The sequence below is a fragment of the Nocardia grenadensis genome, assembly GCF_050942415.1.
Taxonomy (GTDB): Bacteria; Actinomycetota; Actinomycetes; order Mycobacteriales; family Mycobacteriaceae; genus Nocardia; species Nocardia grenadensis.
This window is the reverse complement of sequence record NZ_CP192054.1, coordinates 3,243,429-3,260,535: the sequence shown is the minus strand read 5'-3', so window position 1 is coordinate 3,260,535 and position 17,107 is coordinate 3,243,429. Positions and strand designations below refer to the sequence as shown.

Annotated in this window: 13 protein-coding genes and 1 pseudogene; 8 read left to right on the top strand and 6 right to left on the bottom strand. The window is 66.2% G+C overall.

Features of this window, described 5'->3' with window-relative positions:
• Nucleotides 1-27 precede the first annotated feature (27 nt).
• The 5 genes from ACQPYS_RS14880 (at nt 28) to ACQPYS_RS14860 (ending at nt 5,477) form a co-directional block, all read left to right on the top strand.
• Nucleotides 28-744, top strand: coding sequence for a trimeric intracellular cation channel family protein (locus tag ACQPYS_RS14880; protein WP_063034561.1), 717 nt, complete (start codon nt 28-30; stop codon nt 742-744).
• Nucleotides 745-773: 29 nt separating this feature from the next.
• The gene (locus ACQPYS_RS14875; RefSeq protein ID WP_433489884.1) at nt 774-2,096 is read left to right on the top strand and encodes an amidohydrolase; all 1,323 of its coding nucleotides are present in this window, start codon (nt 774-776) and stop codon (nt 2,094-2,096) included.
• Nucleotides 2,093-2,542 carry a helix-turn-helix transcriptional regulator gene (locus ACQPYS_RS14870; RefSeq protein WP_433489883.1) on the top strand — a complete coding sequence of 150 codons (450 nt, stop codon included), beginning with the start codon at nt 2,093-2,095 and terminating at the stop codon, nt 2,540-2,542. The genes ACQPYS_RS14875 and ACQPYS_RS14870 overlap by 4 nt, the downstream gene beginning before the upstream one ends.
• A 5-nt stretch (nt 2,543-2,547) precedes the next feature.
• Nucleotides 2,548-2,958, top strand: a complete 411-nt coding sequence (locus ACQPYS_RS14865; RefSeq protein WP_063034925.1) for a VOC family protein — start codon at nt 2,548-2,550, stop codon at nt 2,956-2,958.
• Nucleotides 2,959-3,086: 128 nt separating this feature from the next.
• Nucleotides 3,087-5,477, top strand: coding sequence for an ATP-binding cassette domain-containing protein (locus tag ACQPYS_RS14860; protein ID WP_431938136.1), 2,391 nt, complete (start codon nt 3,087-3,089; stop codon nt 5,475-5,477).
• A gap of 8 nt (nt 5,478-5,485) precedes the next feature.
• Here the strand turns inward: ACQPYS_RS14860 and ACQPYS_RS14855 are convergent, their stop codons facing one another.
• The gene (locus ACQPYS_RS14855) at nt 5,486-7,084 is read right to left on the bottom strand and encodes a serine hydrolase (protein ID WP_431938137.1); all 1,599 of its coding nucleotides are present in this window, start codon (nt 7,082-7,084) and stop codon (nt 5,486-5,488) included.
• 1,032 nt (nt 7,085-8,116) lie between these two features.
• On the opposite strand from ACQPYS_RS14855, the gene ACQPYS_RS14850 reads away from it, so the two are divergent.
• Nucleotides 8,117-8,671: a dihydrofolate reductase family protein gene (locus ACQPYS_RS14850; protein ID WP_433489882.1), complete on the top strand. Its 555-nt coding sequence runs from the start codon at nt 8,117-8,119 to the stop codon at nt 8,669-8,671.
• Nucleotides 8,672-8,737: 66 nt separating this feature from the next.
• On the opposite strand, the gene ACQPYS_RS14845 is transcribed toward ACQPYS_RS14850, so the two are convergent.
• Together ACQPYS_RS14845 and ACQPYS_RS14840 are read right to left on the bottom strand one after the other, a co-directional pair.
• Nucleotides 8,738-8,920 carry an RNHCP domain-containing protein gene (locus ACQPYS_RS14845; RefSeq protein WP_084480304.1) on the bottom strand — a complete coding sequence of 61 codons (183 nt, stop codon included), beginning with the start codon at nt 8,918-8,920 and terminating at the stop codon, nt 8,738-8,740.
• A gap of 89 nt (nt 8,921-9,009) precedes the next feature.
• On the bottom strand, nt 9,010-9,642 hold the full coding sequence (locus tag ACQPYS_RS14840; RefSeq protein WP_431938139.1) for a hypothetical protein: 633 nt from the start codon (nt 9,640-9,642) through the stop codon (nt 9,010-9,012).
• A gap of 115 nt (nt 9,643-9,757) precedes the next feature.
• Here ACQPYS_RS14840 and ACQPYS_RS14835 point away from each other — a divergent pair.
• A pseudogene (locus ACQPYS_RS14835) lies at nt 9,758-10,036 on the top strand (Tn3 family transposase); the annotation flags it as partial.
• Nucleotides 10,037-10,045: 9 nt separating this feature from the next.
• Here the strand turns inward: ACQPYS_RS14835 and ACQPYS_RS14830 are convergent.
• Nucleotides 10,046-11,656, bottom strand: a complete 1,611-nt coding sequence (locus tag ACQPYS_RS14830; RefSeq protein WP_433489881.1) for a hypothetical protein — start codon at nt 11,654-11,656, stop codon at nt 10,046-10,048.
• A 732-nt stretch (nt 11,657-12,388) separates the two neighbouring features.
• On the opposite strand from ACQPYS_RS14830, the gene ACQPYS_RS14825 reads away from it, so the two are divergent.
• Nucleotides 12,389-13,300 carry a cytochrome P450 gene (locus tag ACQPYS_RS14825; protein WP_433489880.1) on the top strand — a complete coding sequence of 304 codons (912 nt, stop codon included), beginning with the start codon at nt 12,389-12,391 and terminating at the stop codon, nt 13,298-13,300.
• 174 nt (nt 13,301-13,474) lie between these two features.
• Here the strand turns inward: ACQPYS_RS14825 and ACQPYS_RS14820 are convergent, their stop codons facing one another.
• Together ACQPYS_RS14820 and ACQPYS_RS14815 are read right to left on the bottom strand one after the other, a co-directional pair.
• Nucleotides 13,475-14,752: a cytochrome P450 gene (locus tag ACQPYS_RS14820; protein ID WP_245664405.1), complete on the bottom strand. Its 1,278-nt coding sequence runs from the start codon at nt 14,750-14,752 to the stop codon at nt 13,475-13,477.
• Between the two features lie 297 nt (nt 14,753-15,049).
• Nucleotides 15,050-16,834, bottom strand: a complete 1,785-nt coding sequence (locus ACQPYS_RS14815; RefSeq protein WP_433489879.1) for an acyl-CoA dehydrogenase family protein — start codon at nt 16,832-16,834, stop codon at nt 15,050-15,052.
• Nucleotides 16,835-17,107 lie beyond the last annotated feature (273 nt).

Below are 17,107 nucleotides of genomic sequence, written 5' to 3'. Positions count from 1 at the left end.
CGCGCTCACGCGTGTTAGTTTGCTGCGGTGACCGCACCCGCCGAAACTATCGACCAGGTCACCCGGTATCTCGACCTCGCAGGCGTCTTCGCCTGCGCGATGCTCGGCGGCGCCGTATCCCGCACCGAAAAACTCGACCTCTTCGGGTTCCTCGTCGTCGGTATCGTCTCCGGCCTCGGCGGCGGCATCATCCGCGACACCCTGCTCCAGCAAGGCCCCCCGGTAGCGCTCACCGACTACGCCTACCTCCCCACCGCCGTGGTCGGCACCCTCCTCTCGTTCCTCATCCACCTCAGCGAACACGCCTGGGACCGCCTCTTCACCGCCCTCGACGCCGCCGTCATCGGATTCTGGGCCGTCACCGGCGCACAGAAAACCCTCGCCGCCGGCCTCGGCTGGCTGCCCGCCGTACTTCTCGGCATCACCACCGCCGTCGGCGGCGGCGCCACCCGCGACGTCCTCCTGCGCCGGGTCCCGGCCGTCTTCGGCGGCAACGGCCTCTACGCCACCGTCGCCGCCGTCGTCGCCGGCACCATGGTCGTCTGCACCTACCTCGGCGCACCCGCAATCGGCATCGTCGCCGGCATCGTCTTCTCCCTCGCACTCCGCCTCGCCGCCGTCCGCTACGGCTGGGGCCTGCCCAACGGCCTGGACTGGCAACCGCACACCCGCCTGGCCGCCGCCGTCCGCGGCGTCCGCACCACCCGCCGCGGCCGCGGCCCCAGCACCGAGGACAGCAGCTGACACCGACCCCGAGCAGAGAGGCACTACCGATGAATCGTGACGCCGCCACTGTTCTGACCGGCCTGGACGCCGCCCGCGACGAAATCGAGAACCGCTACCGCGACCTGCACGCCCACCCCGAACTCGGCATGAGCGAACACCGCACCGCCGCGCTCGCCGTCACCGCCCTCCGCGACTACGGCTACGACATCACCACCGGCATCGGCGGCACCGGAGTCACCGGCGTCCTCCACAACGGCCCCGGCCCCACCGTGCTGCTGCGCGCCGATATGGACGCCCTCCCGGTAAAAGAAGCCACCGGCCTGCCCTACGCCTCCACCGCCACCGTCGACCGCGACGGCGACCCACAACCGGTCATGCACGCCTGCGGACACGACGTCCACATCGCCTGCCTCCTCGGCTGCGCCCGCCTGATGGCCGAGGCCCGCCACGCCTGGCACGGCACGATCATCGCGCTGTTCCAGCCCTCCGAAGAGAACGGCGACGGCGCCCGCGCCATGGTCGCCGACGGACTCACCGAAAAAATCCCCGCCCCCGACGTCGTCCTCGGCCAGCACGTCCTGCCCTATCCCGCGGGCACCGTCGGCACCTGCCCCGGACCGTTCCTGTCCGCCGCCGACAGCCTCCGCGTCACCCTGCACGGCCGCGGCGCCCACGGCTCCCAACCCCAGGCCTCCGTCGACCCCGTCGTCATGGCAGCGATGTGCGTACTGCGACTCCAGACAGTGGTATCCCGGGAACTCGCACCCACCACCCGAGCCGTCGTCACCGTCGGCAGTATCCACGCCGGCACCGGACCCAACCTCATCCCCGACGACTCCGTCCTCGAAATCAATATCCGCACCTACGAGCCGCAGGTCCGCGAACACATCCTGAACGCCATCGAACGGATAGTGCGCGCCGAAGCCACCGGCGCCGGTGCCCCACGCGAACCCGAATTCGAGCGGATCACAACCTTCCCGGCGACCGTCAACGACCCCGAAACCACCCGCCGGGTCGCCGCGGCCTTCACCACCGCCTTCGGCGCCGCCGCCCACACCATCGAGCCACAGACCGCCAGCGAGGACATCAGCGAAATCCCCGCCGCCTTCGGGGTCCCGTTCACCTACTGGGGACTCGGCGGCACCGACCCGGCCGCCTTCGCCGAAGCGGTCGAAAGAGGCACCCTGTTCCAGGACATCCCGGTCAACCACAGCTCCCGCTTCGCGCCCGTCCCACAACCCACCCTCGACACCGGAGTCACCGCCCTCGTCGTCGCCGCGCTCGCCTGGCTCGGCACCGCCGACGACACCGGCAACCCACCACCGGGAACCGGGCAGCCCCGGCACGATATGGGACGATCGGCCACGTGACCAGCAGACCCACCGCGGACCAACACCTCCGCGACCTCGCGCTGTTACGCCGCGTCCGCGACCGGATGGACCGCGAATACGCGCAACCACTGGATGTCGAAGCACTCGCCCGCGGCGTCAACATGTCCGCCGGACATCTCAGCCGCCAGTTCCGGCTCGCCTATGGCGAATCCCCGTACGGCTACCTGATGACCCGCCGCATCGAACGCGCGATGGCCCTGCTGCGCCGCGGTGACCTCACCGTCACCGAAGTATGCTTCGCCGTCGGCTGCTCCTCACTGGGCACCTTCAGCACCCGCTTCACCGAACTCGTCGGCATGCCGCCCAGCGCCTACCGGCGCCGGCACGCCAACGCCACCGCCGGCATCCCGTCGTGCACCGCCAAACAGGTGACCAGACCGATCAGGAATCGAGAAGCCCCGGTAACCACCCCGCAGCTAGCGTGATCGGCATGGACATCACCATTCACGCCAGCTACCTACCCCAGGACGATCCCGAAGCCGCCATCGGGTTCTACCGCGACACCCTCGGCTTCGAAATCCGCAACGACGTCGGCTACAACGGCCTGCGCTGGATCACCGTCGGCCCCGCCGGCCAGCCCGGAACCTCCATCGTCCTGCACCCGCCGGCCGCCGACCCCGGCATCACCGACGCCGAACGCACCACCATCACCGAAATGATGGCCAAGGGCACCTACGCCGGAATCAACCTCGCCACCGAAGACCTCGACGGCACCTTCGAACGGCTCCAGGCCGGTGACGTGGAAGTGGTCCAGGAACCCACCGATCAGCCCTACGGCATCCGCGACTGCGCTGTCCGCGACCCCGCGGGCAATATGATCCGCATCCAGCAACTGCGCTGACCGGAGTCCCACCCACCGACCCGCCACGCACACCGGCCCGCCCATCGGACGGGCCGGCCGGTAACACTCGACCGCCAGGAACCGAACAGGCCGATGTCGACGACCGCGACCACCGCAGAGGGAGACAGATGACCACCGCCACGAAGACCGGTACGCGGGCGTCCGCGACACACGCCGCCGACAGCCACGACCTCATCCGGGTCCAGGGCGCACGCGTCAACAACCTCAAAGACGTCAGCCTGGAGATCCCGAAACGGCGGCTCACCGTATTCACCGGCGTCTCCGGCTCCGGCAAGAGCTCCCTGGTCTTCGCCACCATCGCCGCCGAATCCCAGCGGATGATCAACGAAACCTACAGCGCCTTCGTCCAAGGTTTCATGCCCACCCTGTCGCGCCCCGACGTCGACCTACTCGAAGGCCTCACCACCGCCATCATCGTCGACCAGGAACGCATGGGCTCCAACCCCCGCTCCACCGTCGGCACCGCCACCGACGCCAACGCCATGCTGCGCATCCTGTTCAGCCGGCTCGGCGACCCCCATATCGGCTCACCCAACGCCTACTCCTTCAATATGCCGTCGGTGACCGCCAGCGGCGCCATCACCGTCCAACGCGGCAGCAAAACGGTCGCCGAGAAAGCCACCTTCAGCCGCCTCGGCGGCATGTGCCCCCGCTGCGAAGGCATGGGCTCGGTCACCGACTTCGACCTCACCGCCCTCTATGACGACAGCCTCTCCCTCAACGAGGGCGCCCTCACCATCCCCGGCTACAGCATGGACGGCTGGTACGGCCGTATCTTCCGCGGCTGCGGCTACTTCGACCCCGACAAGCCCATCAAGAAGTTCACCAAAAAACAACTGCACGACCTGCTCTACAAAGAACCCACCAGAATCAAGGTCGAAGGCATCAACGTCACCTACGAAGGCCTCATCCCGCGCATCCAGAAATCGTTCCTGTCCAAGGACGTCGACGCCATGCAACCCCATATCCGGGCCTTCGTCGAACGCGCCGTCACCTTCACCACCTGCCCCGAATGCGGCGGCACCCGCCTCACCAAGGAAGCCCTCGCCTCCAAGATCAACGGCAAGAACATCGCCGACCTGTGCGCCATGCAGATCAGCGATCTCGCCGACTGGGTCCGCGAACTCGACGAACCCGCGGTCGCCCCACTCCTCAAAGGCCTGCAACACCTGCTCGACTCGTTCACCGATATCGGGCTCGGCTACCTCTCCCTGGAACGCCCCTCCGGCACCCTGTCCGGGGGAGAGGCCCAACGCACCAAGATGATCCGCCACCTCGGCTCCTCGCTCACCGATGTCACCTACGTCTTCGACGAACCCACCATCGGCCTGCACCCGCACGATATCCAGCGGATGAACGACCTCCTGCGCCAGCTCCGCGACAAGGGCAACACCGTCCTCGTCGTCGAACACAAACCCGAAGCCATCGAAATCGCCGACCACATCGTCGATATCGGCCCCCGCGCCGGCAGCGACGGCGGCCGGATCGTCTTCGAAGGCACCGTCGACGGCCTCCGCGCCAGCGACACCCTCACCGGACGCCACCTCGACGACCGCGCCGCCCTCAAGAAATCCGTGCGCACCCCGTCGGGCGCCCTCGAAGTCCGCGGTGCCGACTCCCACAACCTGCGCGATATCGACGTCGACATACCGCTCGGCGCCCTCGTCGTCGTCACCGGCGTCGCCGGCTCCGGCAAGAGCTCACTCATCACCGGCTCGGTCTCCGGACGCGACGGCGTCGTCACCATCGACCAAGGCGCCATCCGCGGCTCCCGCCGCAGCAACCCCGCCACCTACACCGGCCTCCTCGACCCCATCCGCAAAGCCTTCGCCAAAGCCAACAGCGTCAAACCCGCCCTGTTCAGCTCCAACTCCGAAGGCGCCTGCCCCACCTGCAACGGTGCCGGTGTGATCTACACCGACCTCGGCGTCATGGCCACCGTCGAATCCACCTGCGAGGAATGCGAAGGCAAACGCTTCCAGGCCGCGGTACTCGAATACACCCTCGGCGGCCGCAATATCGCCGAAGTGCTCGACATGTCGGTGGCCGAAGCCGAAGAGTTCTTCGGCTCCGGCGACGCCCGCATCCCCGCCGCCCACAAGATCCTCGACCGGCTCGGCGACGTCGGGCTCGGCTACCTGCGCCTCGGCCAGCAACTCACCACCCTCTCCGGTGGTGAACGGCAGCGCATCAAACTCGCCACCCAGATGGCCGAGAAAGGCGGGATCTACATCCTCGACGAACCCACCACCGGCCTGCATCTCGCCGATGTCGAACAACTGCTCGGACTCCTCGACCGGCTCGTCGACTCCGGAAAATCGGTGATCGTCATCGAACACCACCAAGCCGTGATGGCGCACGCCGACTGGATCATCGACCTCGGCCCCGGTGCCGGACACGACGGCGGCCGCATCGTCTTCGAAGGCACCCCCGCCGACCTGGTCGCCGCCCGCTCCACCCTCACCGGCGAACACCTCGCCGCCTACGTCCGCGCCTGACGCCGAGATCAGCGCACGAACGTACCGCACCCGTCGGAGTCGTAGAACTCCAGCCACAACCGATCCCCGTCGAACCGGGCCTGCGAAACACTGCCCGGATTCGCGCTCTCACCCACCGGGGAGAAGACGAACGTGTCACCGTCGCGATGCCGCAATGGCATCGCGACGTGGCGCGGCCCCATCATCAACAGCAGTGCGTCACCGTCCACCGCGACCGACGCCGGACCGAAATAGTCGTTGCCGTACTCACCCGCGTAATCCTCCAGCGGTCGTGCGGGCGCCGGATTCGGCGGTGGTGGGGCCCCGACCAGCTCACCGACCGGCGCATTCAACTGCTCGAACGCCTTCGAATACAGCTCCCACCAGTTCTGCCGCACCTCCCCGAACTGCACCAGATCGGCGAACTCGGCGTTCAATGTCTCCGGCACCCCGATCGGTGCGGCATTGGTCAGCGTCACGATCCCCACATTCGCCGACGGAATCATCGTCATCGCGGTCGCCGCACCCTGGTCGAACGCTCCCGAATGACTCAGCACCACCCGGCCCGCCGGCGAGTTACCCACATTGAAACCGAACCCGTACTGCCCCGCCCGGGCGTCCGCCTCGGCCGGCGGCGCCGACACGGACTGCGGTGTCAGCGCGGGCAGCAGCGCCTCGGGCGCCACCACCTGCGCACCGCCGTGCTTCCCGTTCGCCAGCACCATCATCATCCACTGCGCCATATCCGTCACCGACGAACTGACACCTCCGGCGGGGGACAGGGCGTCCGGCTGTCGTCCCGGCTGCGCCGGACGGTACTTTCCGTCCACCAGCACATGCCCGGATGCGCGGTCGCCCGCCGCGACGAAATCGGCGTACCGGGAACTGGTCGAGGACATACCCAGCGGACGATAGATAGCCTGTTCCGATAACGCCGACCAGCGCTGCTTCGACGCATCCGCGATCGCGATCGCCGCCGCGGTGAGACCGAAATTCGTGTACGCGTACGAATCGCGGAACGGCGCCAACGGCAGCATCCGTAATCGCTGGAGAACGGCGGTCCGATCGAACCCCAGATCCTCCAGCTTGTCCCCGGCGTGCTCGGGCAACCCCGAACGATGCGCGTACAGGTCGCCGATGGTCACATGGTCGCTCACGTACGGGTCCTTCAAAGCGAACCACGGTGCCGGTTCACGGATCGGCGTATCCCACGTCGCCACCCCTTCCTGCACCTGTCGCGCGATCACTGTGGCCCCCACCGGTTTGGACAGCGACGCCAACTGGAACACCGTCCCCGGGTTCACCGGCTGCCGACCGTCGACGTCCCGTACCCCGAAACCCTTCTGAAACACCACCTCACCGTCATAGACGACGGCGACCGCCATACCCGGAATATCGGTGTCGCGCATCAACTCCTCGGCGCGATACTCGAGCGTGCCCAGAATATGGTCGACCCGGCCGCCCGGTATGGCGACCCCGGCCGCCTGCTCGGGTCGCGGATCCGACGGTGAGGTCGAGGGCGCGGCCGCCCCGGGGACCGGGGTCGGTTCCCGGTCCCCGCACCCCGGTGCCAGTCCCGCGGCGGTCACCACGGAGACACAGAGAACTACCAGCCGACGTCTGCGCATAGCTCGCCTCCGGGAGGTCGTCGCTGACACGAGCTCAGTCCGTCCCGAGCCTAACGCCCGTCTGCGACCGTGCCCGGTACGTGGCCGGCTGTGTTTTCGGTGGCCGCGGGACAGGGGGAGGGGAGTGTCGCTTGCGGCGGGAGGGAAAGCAGGAGCGGGTTAGCGGTCGGTACGCGCTCCGCCATATCACATCAGTGAAACCGTGAACCCGGCTTCATCCATATAGAGCAGGCATAGAGTTAAATCATATCAGTACGGCGATATGCGCATCTGCTAATGAGATACTTCTTCTCGTTGCACTCCAGGTGATCGGCCAATCGCAAAAAGAACAACGGAAGAGGCTTCATGCATAAGGAGTATGGACTGTAGGCATCGCATTCGATGCATGCGAGGGGAGGGGGCCGGTTCTGTTGTCGCGCCAATGGATTCGGTCGAAAATCGAAGCAGCCCGGAGATCGTCGGCAGATCGGGCCGCGAACGCAAATGTAGTGCGGCCAGCGAGCTGTGTGCACCTACAAGTTACGACGGTGCCGTCAACGCTCACTTTGTAGGTGGCGGCCCACCGGCCCTTGCTCGGCACCTGTCGGGCTGTCCTGAAACCGGACACGCGCGGGCCTCCCTGCGTCACATTACGTCATGTGACGAATTGCAAACTGGGGGATCACAAAGCCGCGGGAGGCAAAATGGCAAGGCCGACAGAAGAAAATACCCGCCATCGCATATGTGGTGAACACTCTCCCGAGCTCGGCTCCTGCGGTCGACGACAAGGCGGCGCGCATCCGCACACGCAAACCTCAGCGGTAGGGCGCCGCTACACCGCTGGGTCTGCCCGCCCAATAACGCCGATAATCTACATTATGTCAACTAGATGACGGCGCAGGCTCCCCTTCCCTCGTCGTCGTCCCCTCGCGTGCCCGTCGAGAAGATCAGCGACCAACTTCGGGAAACCGGCCGACCGGCCCGGCCCGGGGTGGGAACAGAAGATGCGGTGCGCACCGATGAGTTCCGAGTGCGTAGCGGGTCTACCCGGTTATGAGGAAACTGATCTACGGGTTCAGCGTGTCTGTGGACGGCTATATCAACGACCGCGCCGGCAGTATCGACTGGACCGACCCGGACGAGGAGTTGCACCAGTTCCACAACGACCGCTTCCGCGAGGTCGAGGTCTCGCTGCACGGCCGTCGACTGTACGAGCTGATGGCCGAGCACTGGCCGCGGGTGCCCGAGGACGCGTCGCCTATCGAGCGCGAGTTCGCCACGCTGTGGACGGAGAAGCCGAAAGTCGTCTTCTCTCGGACGCTCACCGAGGTGCACTGGAACAGCACGCTGGTCGGCGAGAACGCGGTCGAGGAGGTCCGCAGGCTCAAGGCGGGCGGTGAGGGCATCATGGAGGTCGGGGGCGCGAGTCTTGCGGCCTCGCTGATGCCGCACGGGCTGATCGATGAGTATCAGCTGTTCCTGTCGCCCGTGGCGCTCGGTGGCGGCACACCGATGTTCCCCGCACTCCCCGAGCGCCTCCGGCTCCGATTGGCCGAGACGAGGCAATTCAACACCGCGGTGATGCTGCGCTATCTCGCCGAGGTATGAAGACCTTCGCGGACCGAGGTGAATGGGTCTCTCGATCCACATCGTCCGCGGAGGTCTTCGCTCACCTCACCCTGCTGCGAGATCCCCTACAACCACCGGCCGCACCGCGATGCGGACGAGCGCGAGGGGGTTGTCGTCGCCTGCCGAGCGGTTGGCGCCCATCGCGCTACATGCGGAGCACCGATGGATGATCACCCACTCGCCGGTCTCCCCCGGTTTGCCGCATGTCGGGGGTAGGGCGCAAACGATGAGTAGCCGCCCGGCTCGGACAAGGCGGTGGGTTGGGGCGAGGCCGCGGATCGCGTCGCGCGAACGAGGTGTTGTCCGACCTGCTTCGCTCAGGGCACGAGCCTGGTCATCTCGGCATGCGGCAAGGCCGGATTGGCTGCCGCTGCTTCCAGTACCTGCGGGTCTTCGTCGTCGAGCAGTTCAACGATGATCGAGGGCGGCAGGGCACGGTGGCCGGCGGCCCATGGTCTGGCCTGGCGATCGGTGAGGCACGCGAGCAGAGCCACGGCCGTCGCGTTGGGGTGGCGGGCGATCTCCCGGAACGCCTTTTGCACCGGCGGCCGATGTTCTACCAGGTCCTCCAGCAGGGACGACGTGGCGTCAGGATTTGCTGCGACTTTCGCTATCACCCGGACACCGTGCAGCGCGACCATCGCACGCAACTGGGCTTCGGACAGGCCTGGGTGCGGCGCGATGGACTCGAGCACCTTCGCATCCGGGTCACGGGCGAGCGCATTACGCATCCCGGCCGGCAGATCGCGTCGCTGGGCGATGAGCATCCGCAGGGCCGGGTTCGGTGACGCGGCCAGTTCCTCGGCCTCGGCCGTCGAGGCCGAGCTGATACGCGGTAGCAGAGTCGGGGCGATCCGGGTGGCCTCGGCAAGGCGGGAGAGGACATCGAGTGGCAGGCGCGGATGGTAGGCCAGGCGGCGCTGGACATCGTGGCCACGGTCGAAGGCCAAGACACGGATCGCGCCTTCGTCGATGGCGGGGTTGTCCGCGAGCTGCGCGCGGACCGACGGGACAGGATCCTCGGCGAGCCTCGCGTAGACGTGCTGCGGCAGTCACGGCCGCAAAGGCGAAATGACCCCGGTCTATTACGAGGGCATGGAAGACCAGCTCTCCGCACTCGGCCTGGTGCTGAACTGTGTGGTGCTGTGGAACACCGTCTGCATGGACCGGGCACTGGCCGAGCTCCACGTCCAGGACTACCCGCTCGACGATGCGGATGTGGCCCGGTTGTCACCGTCCGTGCGCAGTCGTATCGGAATCGATGGGCACTACAGTTTCCATCTGCCCGGTCTCGGCGGAGCGCACCGTCCACTACGCGATCCGGAAGCCCCTGACAGCGAGTGAGTTTCCTGTTCAGGATTCGTCGATGACCTCGACACGATGGTTGTCGAGAGTATGCCCGTTCTCGTCTTCGATGCGGATGGCCTCGATACGGGACTTCACCGTGGGGTTCACGCCGTTCATGAAGTGCATCTTCAGCTCCGGCGGCTTGCCGTCGACCCAGTACTCGCGGTTCATGTGGGAGATGGCGAGCTGTTTGCGGGCTTGCGCTTCGAGATCCTTCTGGCTCGATCGCTGAGCGTCGGGATCATTGGTTTTCACTTCATGCCAGGTGCGGCCCTGGTCGGTGACGATATCGACCTCACTGGCCATCCGGGTGCCGGTGGGGGTGCTCACGTCGACCAGCGGGCCGAGATCGTGGATGTTGTCGAGCTTCGCGGCCATCCGTATTTCGCCTTCGTATCCATGGACATTGGCTTCGGGGCCCTGCAGAGCGGCGTCGTTGATCGCCCGCCGGGTGACGGTTTCACCTCCCGCGGTTCCGGCGCGCACCGTCTCGGAGAGGCGCGAGATTCTTTCGCGGGTGGTGTCGATTCCTTCCTGCCAGCGGTCAGCACCCTTGCCTGCCAGTTCCGGTGACCTCTCCAGCAGTGTGTTCAGCTGGTGTTGAGTGGTATCGAGGTCGGACTGCATGGCATCGAGACGATCGGCGGCTGCGCGGAGTTCGGGCTCGGGCACCGGCTGATGTTCGTACTGGTGGATATCGGCGAGCCGGTCGGCGATATCGACGCCGTCACGGTCGGCGGCGCCGCGCATCTTCTCGAACCACTGGTTGGTGTTGTTCGCCGCGACGCTGTCGATCATCCTTTGTGCCTTCGGGGTTTGGGTGAAGGCTTCGGTGTCGCGTTGAGCGAGGCGGTCGGCGACGTGCGTGGGAAAACCGTCGCGCGTGAACTCGGCCCGCCGCTCGAGCAGGGTCTCACGGTAGGTGTTGGCCATGGGTTGCTGCCGATACTCGTGGTAGCGGTCGTGCAGCAATCTCGTAGCCCGGTCGACGGCACGGGGATCGGCGTTGCTGTTCTCCAGCCGGGTGAGGGCCTGTCTCAGGCCCTTGGGCAGCGAAGGGCTCCCTTCGGAACGTGCCAGCCGGGCCAGTGTGTCATCGACCGATTCCAGCCTTGTTCGTGGTGAGGTCGCGATCTCGCGGAGGACGGGGGCGAGTCCGATGTTGTCTGCCCATTCAGTGGTGCGCCCTGCGGCGTCGCGGGTGATCAGCTGCTGGGCGCGTTCCCCGCGCAGATAATCGTCGACTTCGTTTCTCGCGATGGTTTTGGCCGCGTCCGCGGACTCGCCTCGGTCGCGCAGGGCGCGGGATCTGTTGTTGAGGAACTCTTGCCGCAAGTTCCGCTCCCGCACCTGTACTTGCTGCTGATATCTGTCCAGCACCGCACGCTCGACCCGAGTCGCGGTCCCAGGATCCACCCCGCTCGCCTGCACGCTGGCCAGCAACGCCGCCACATTATCGGGAACCCGATCACCTTCACCGCCCCGACCTTCGCGCGCTGTCGGCGGATCCGGTCGACGCATGCCGGCTTCCACCAGTTCACGGCCGTCGTGTTCGGCGTCGCTGATCCTTCGTGTCTCACGGACCTCTTCGGCCAGGTCACCCAGTGTGCGATGCAAGTGGGGACTGGCTCGGTGAGTGAGTACCTCGACCATGTCGTCGCGCATGCGCTGGAGCAAATCTCGTCCCGCACCGCTCAGAGGCGCCCCACTCACGACGCCCACCACCTGATGGCACCTGGCACGACACTCACCGCCTCAGGTCATGGCCGCTGCGCAGCAGGGTCGCTGCCTGCCTGATACCGGCGTACCCCCTCGTCGGAGATCCGCGCGTATTTGACCAGACTCCGTACCGAGGTATGCCCCGACAATTTCATCAGCACCGGAGTGGACGCGCAGTCCTCCGCAGCATGAGTCAGCCGGGAATGCCGCAGCTGATCCTGCGTATACGAGCCATCATCAAAGCCCGCGGTATGGTTCTCGAACAGCTCCGCCGCACGGCGGTACAGCCGCGCCCGCCCCATTCCCGCCTCCGAACCCCACTACCGCAGATAGTTTCCCGGGTCGCCCCGCCCCGCAACACCTATAGCGCCCGGACAGCCGAACAACTATCGCGTATAGTACGCCCCTGTCTGCGGCAACTGCTTAGCGTGACTTTTCTCGTCGATGTTTCCGGGCCCCCGTCCTGAAGGCGGTGCTGTCCGGTTCCGAGGTTTCCAGGGACCCGTATCAGCATTGGCCGGCGTTCCGGGATGGGGAGATCGGTAACGACTTTCCGCTCCTGAATTGGGTGAATACGCGCTCGATGTTCACCGCCTACGGATCCGAACATCGTCGGCTCCGTAATTTCTCGTGGCGCCGGCTGTCACCAACAGGCGCACCGCGGCGCTGGAGCCCCGGATCCGGTCGATCGCCGATGAGCTGGTGGCGGCCCTGGATGTTGTGCCGGTCGGCGACGCCGTGGATCTCCGCGAGCGTTTCGCCTACCCCCTACCGCTGCGTGTGATCAACGAGTTGATGGGAGTCCCCGAGCATTTGATCGGGCCGCTGCGGTCGTGTGTGGACGGTATTTTCGATATCGCGTTGGGCGAGGAGGCTGCTGTTGCCAACTACGAGGAGATGATCGGGCTTCTGCGGGCCTTGGTCGGGTATCGGCGCGAGAACCCTGCCGACGATATGACCAGCACGCTGATTTCCCACGCCGATGATCCCGCGAAGGATTTCGGTGTCGAGGAACTCGTCGGGACGCTCTATTTGACGATCAATGCCGGACACGAGACCACGGTCGACCTCATCGATCAGGCGATCTTCCTGCTGCTCACCAATCCGGAGCAGTTGGCCGCCGCACTCGACGGAAGTGTGGACTGGGCGGATGTGATCGAGGAGGTGCTGCGATTCGAGCCGTCCATCGCGCATGCTCCGCTGCGTTACGCGGTGCGGGATCTCGTCGTCGGCGGTGTGGCGATCGCCGAGGGTGATCCGATTCTTTCCTGCCCCGCCGGTGCCGACCGGGATCCCGCGGTATACGGCGACAGTGCGGACGAGTTCGACCCGGCCCGGAGCAATAAGGAGCATATGGCGTTCGGGTACGGTGCCCACCGGTGTCCGGGTGCGCCTTTGGCGCGGCTGGAGGCGCTGGTGGCCCTTCCGGCGCTCTTCCGGCGGTTTCCGCGGATGAAGCTCGCCGTCTCCCCCGAGGAACTCGGCACGGTGCCCGGTTTCATCGCCAATGGGCGCGATCGTCTGCCGGTGTTCCTGGAATAGGCGGTGGTGGATTCGGGGAGGATTCGAGCCGGCTGTGGTGGCGGGCGGGCACAATGTTTCCGGGTGACCTCCGTGGTCTCCGGTTGCCGCACCGCCCGCGTCCCAGCCTTCAGTTCTCGATGTTGTTCACCGCTTCGTGGCGCTTTTCGAATATTTCGCCGGGGGTTGTTGTTTTCAGGCGCTGAGCGGTGGCGAAGGGGGAAATACGACCGGCAATGCTGTCAATGCGCGGTGGAACGGGCCGGGCCGCCATACGAGGCGTTCCGGGGGTACTTCCAGCTGCAATTCCGGAAGGGCGTCCAGAAGTTGGTCGATGATCTCCTGCGCGAGGAGAAGCGAGAACGGCCGGGCGTGTGCGGGGCAGGCGTGCGGGCCGGTGCTCCATGCCAGGTTCCACCCGTTGTCGATGAATTCGCCGGTGTTCTTCTGGGGGTCGGTATTGCAGGCGGCCATACTGATGATCACCGGTTGATTGGCCGGCAGGAACTGGCCTTCGACGTAGATGGGCTGGCGGGGGTAGGTGATGCAGTAGTTCGCCATCGGGGGGTCGGTGGCAAGCCGCTCCTCCAGTGCGGTCTTCGTGGTCAGGTGGCCGTCGCCGCCGTAGCTGGTGTACCGCTCGTCGGTGAGCATCAGTACCAGGGTGTTGGCGATCAGGTTGACGGGTGGCTCGACTCCGGCGGCGAACAGCAGGACGAGCTGGCTGACCACTTCCTCGTCGGTCAGGCCGGCCGGGTCCTGGATCATCTTGGTGGTGACGTCGTCGCCGGGGTGTACACGTTTGAGGAGCGTGAGTTCGAGCAGGGCCTGACCGAAGGCCGCGTTGACCTGTGCGGTGTCGACGCTGTCGAACATTTGGGCGCTGGCTGCGGCGACCCGCTGGCCGATGTCCTCGGGACAGCCGAGGACCTGGCACAGGACCGAGAAGACCAGCGGAAGGGCGTACTGGTTCAGTACGTCGGCGCGGCCGGTTTCGCAGAAGGTGTTGATGAGCGGGAAGGCGGATCGTTCCACCATGGGGCGGACCGTGTTCAGGTCGATTCCCTGCTCCAGTGCTTCGACGACGTTTTTGCGGAGCCGCCGGTGCTGTTCACCGCTGGTGCGGATGGCGTTGGGCCGGTATTCGACCATCGGCGTGATGGGGCAGTTCTCGGGAAGGTCGCGCTGCCAGATACTCGGGTCGGCGGGAAAGCGGTCGCCGTCGCTGAGTATGCCTTTGGCGGTGTCGTAGTTGATGACGAGGGTGGCGGGTACTCCGGGCCAGATTTCGACCGGGACGAGCGCTCCGTAGGCTTCGCGCATCTGGCGGTAGGCCCGATGGGGGTCGGCGGCGAACTCTTCGCTGTAGATCGGGACCCGGGGGCCGTTCTCGATGCTGTAGATCGGGGTTCGAGTACCGTCCGCGATCGGTGAGCCGGTGACAGCACCCTGTCGGGTGTACTGCGGATACACGTAGATCTCCTTGATATCGGTTTGCGGAGGAATACTAACCGAGGCGTGGGTCGGGCTAGGGTGGCCAGGTGGTTATGTTGTTCTCCGCCAACGGATTTGTGGCTTATTGCGGGTAATCCGAACATATTTCGCGGGTCGGTGTATCGGTCGATACCGCCCGTATTCGACCGACGGCCGCGCCGACGCGCTTCGGACACCGCCGCATTCGCCACATCGGTGGAGTCGTGCGGGGTGCGACGAACGCCGCGGGCAGGGCGCCCCGCCTGAGGTGCCCTGCCCGGGTGTGTGTGCGGAGGGTCAGCGCCGGGGCCGGTCGTGGCAGCGCGAGTCCCAGGCGGCGGCCAGGTCGTCGGCCAGTACCGGGGCGCCGAGCATTCCGTCGTCGAATTCGAAGGCGGCCAGCAGGGCGGGGAGGTTGTCGGCGAGGGTGTCGATGGCCTCGTAGAGCAGTCCGCTGCGGAGTTGCTGTTTGACCGCTTTCACGGCGGCGACGTCGAGGAGACCGTGGGTGAGGTACCAGGACGCGTGCTTGTCGATCTGGTCGAGGGCGAAGACGTCACGGACGGCGGCGATCTCGGGATGGGCGGCGTGTTCGTCGAGTATGCGCAGGGCCTGTTCGACGCAGTAGGCTTCCGCGAGTTCCAGGGCGTCCGGGATGACTTCCAGGCGGGCTTCGAGGGTCGGGGTGCTCAGTTGTGGTTGTGCTTCCTGGGCGATGGTGCGGGTGCGGGCGCTGAACAGGCGTGCGCGGTCCGCCGGGTCGGCGGGGTTGTGGAGGACGGGTTCGGGTGGCCGGGTGCCGGCGAATTGTTTGGCCAGTACGCGACCGGCGACCGATCCCATGACGGAGACGTCGCCTTCGCCGGTCATCGCGGCGTGGCAGACTCCGAGGTAGCTGGCGACCCGGTTGGCGCTGAACATGCCTTGGGCGGCCATTTTCACGCGGCAGTCGGTGACCGTCTGGAGTGCGTGCCGTTGGATGAAGTCCTTGGCCAGCATGACCGATACGACGGTGTCGCGGGCGGTGAGGTCGCTGCCCGCGAGTTGGGTTTTCACGGCGTTGCCGTAGAGGGTGCGGGCGACGGTGCCGGCCAGGTCGGTGAGTAGTGTGTCACGGACGTGGGGGATGTCGAGCATGTACGGCTTGTCGGTCGGTGTCATCGGAACGACTCGCCTGCTCGCGTAGTTCAGGGCGATGTAGAGCGCGGCGCGGGCTTCGGCGTTCAGGCAGGAGGAGAGCGCCAGGCGTCCGACGGTGAGCTGGCTGATCGCGGAGGCGAAGGCGCGTTTGCGGCTGGTTTCGTCGCGCCAGGTGAGTACGCCGTTGTCGTCGATGGTGGCGAGGTCGTTGCTCAGCCAGGCGTCGCGTTCGATCCGTAGGTTGTCGAAGCTGATGACGGAGTTGTCCATGATGACCAGCGGCTGGTGGTCGAGTTGGGTGATGTTCACTCCGGGGGCGGGGGCTCCGTCGGCGCCGCGCAGGCGTGCGGTGAACAGGTGGACGCCTTGGTCGATGCCGGCGGCGTCGATGAACCGGGCGCCGATGACGCAGACCCGGGCTACTTCGATTCCGACGCTGGGCATGAATTTTCGTGCCCTCGGGTCGGGGGTGTTGAGCACGAATCCGTCACCGTCCCAGGTGGCGGTGGTTCGCATGAACTGGATGTTGGAGCCGCATTCGTATTCGGTGAGCAGCATGACTCCGACGCTGGAGGCGTCGTCGAGGTCGAGGAGGTAGGGCGCGGCGGAGTCGGAGTCGGTGAGGGTGGCGAGGCTGCCCGAGGCCAGGTTGTAGTGGCCGGAGATGAGTGGGATGAGGTCGGTCGCCAATATCGCGCACTGGTCGAATACGGCGAACAGTTTGGGTAGGTCGGTGGCGACGGCGCGGGTGCCGATCTGCCTGACGAGGTCACCCAACTGGTCGTAGGCGTTGAGACGCCGCTGCTCCTGGCTCTGCTGCTCCGTGACGTCGTAGTCCGGGTTGCTCAGGATCTTCTGCAGCTGCTGATGGAACTCCGGACTGCCGTGCCGAATGATATCGGCCAGCGAATTCTGTTGTTCCAGATACGCGTCGGTAGCCATAACCGCCTCCTACTTATTTCCGGTCCCAGCGGTTCACTCGTTCACCGTTGGGCATACTGGGCCATCGCTACCGGGCACCGGCGCAGGACGCCGGCGGTTACCGCGCTGTCGCACGGGCACCGCCGGCGCCGGAGCGCTGGTGCCGGACGATCACCTGTCAAGAACTCGATGCACCACACACCTTCAGGTGGGGCGTCTCGCCGCGGCCCGGCCGACGGGAGTCGCGTACCGTGCGCCGGTGTGGGCGGGGTGCGGTCGTCCGATGCGTTGCGG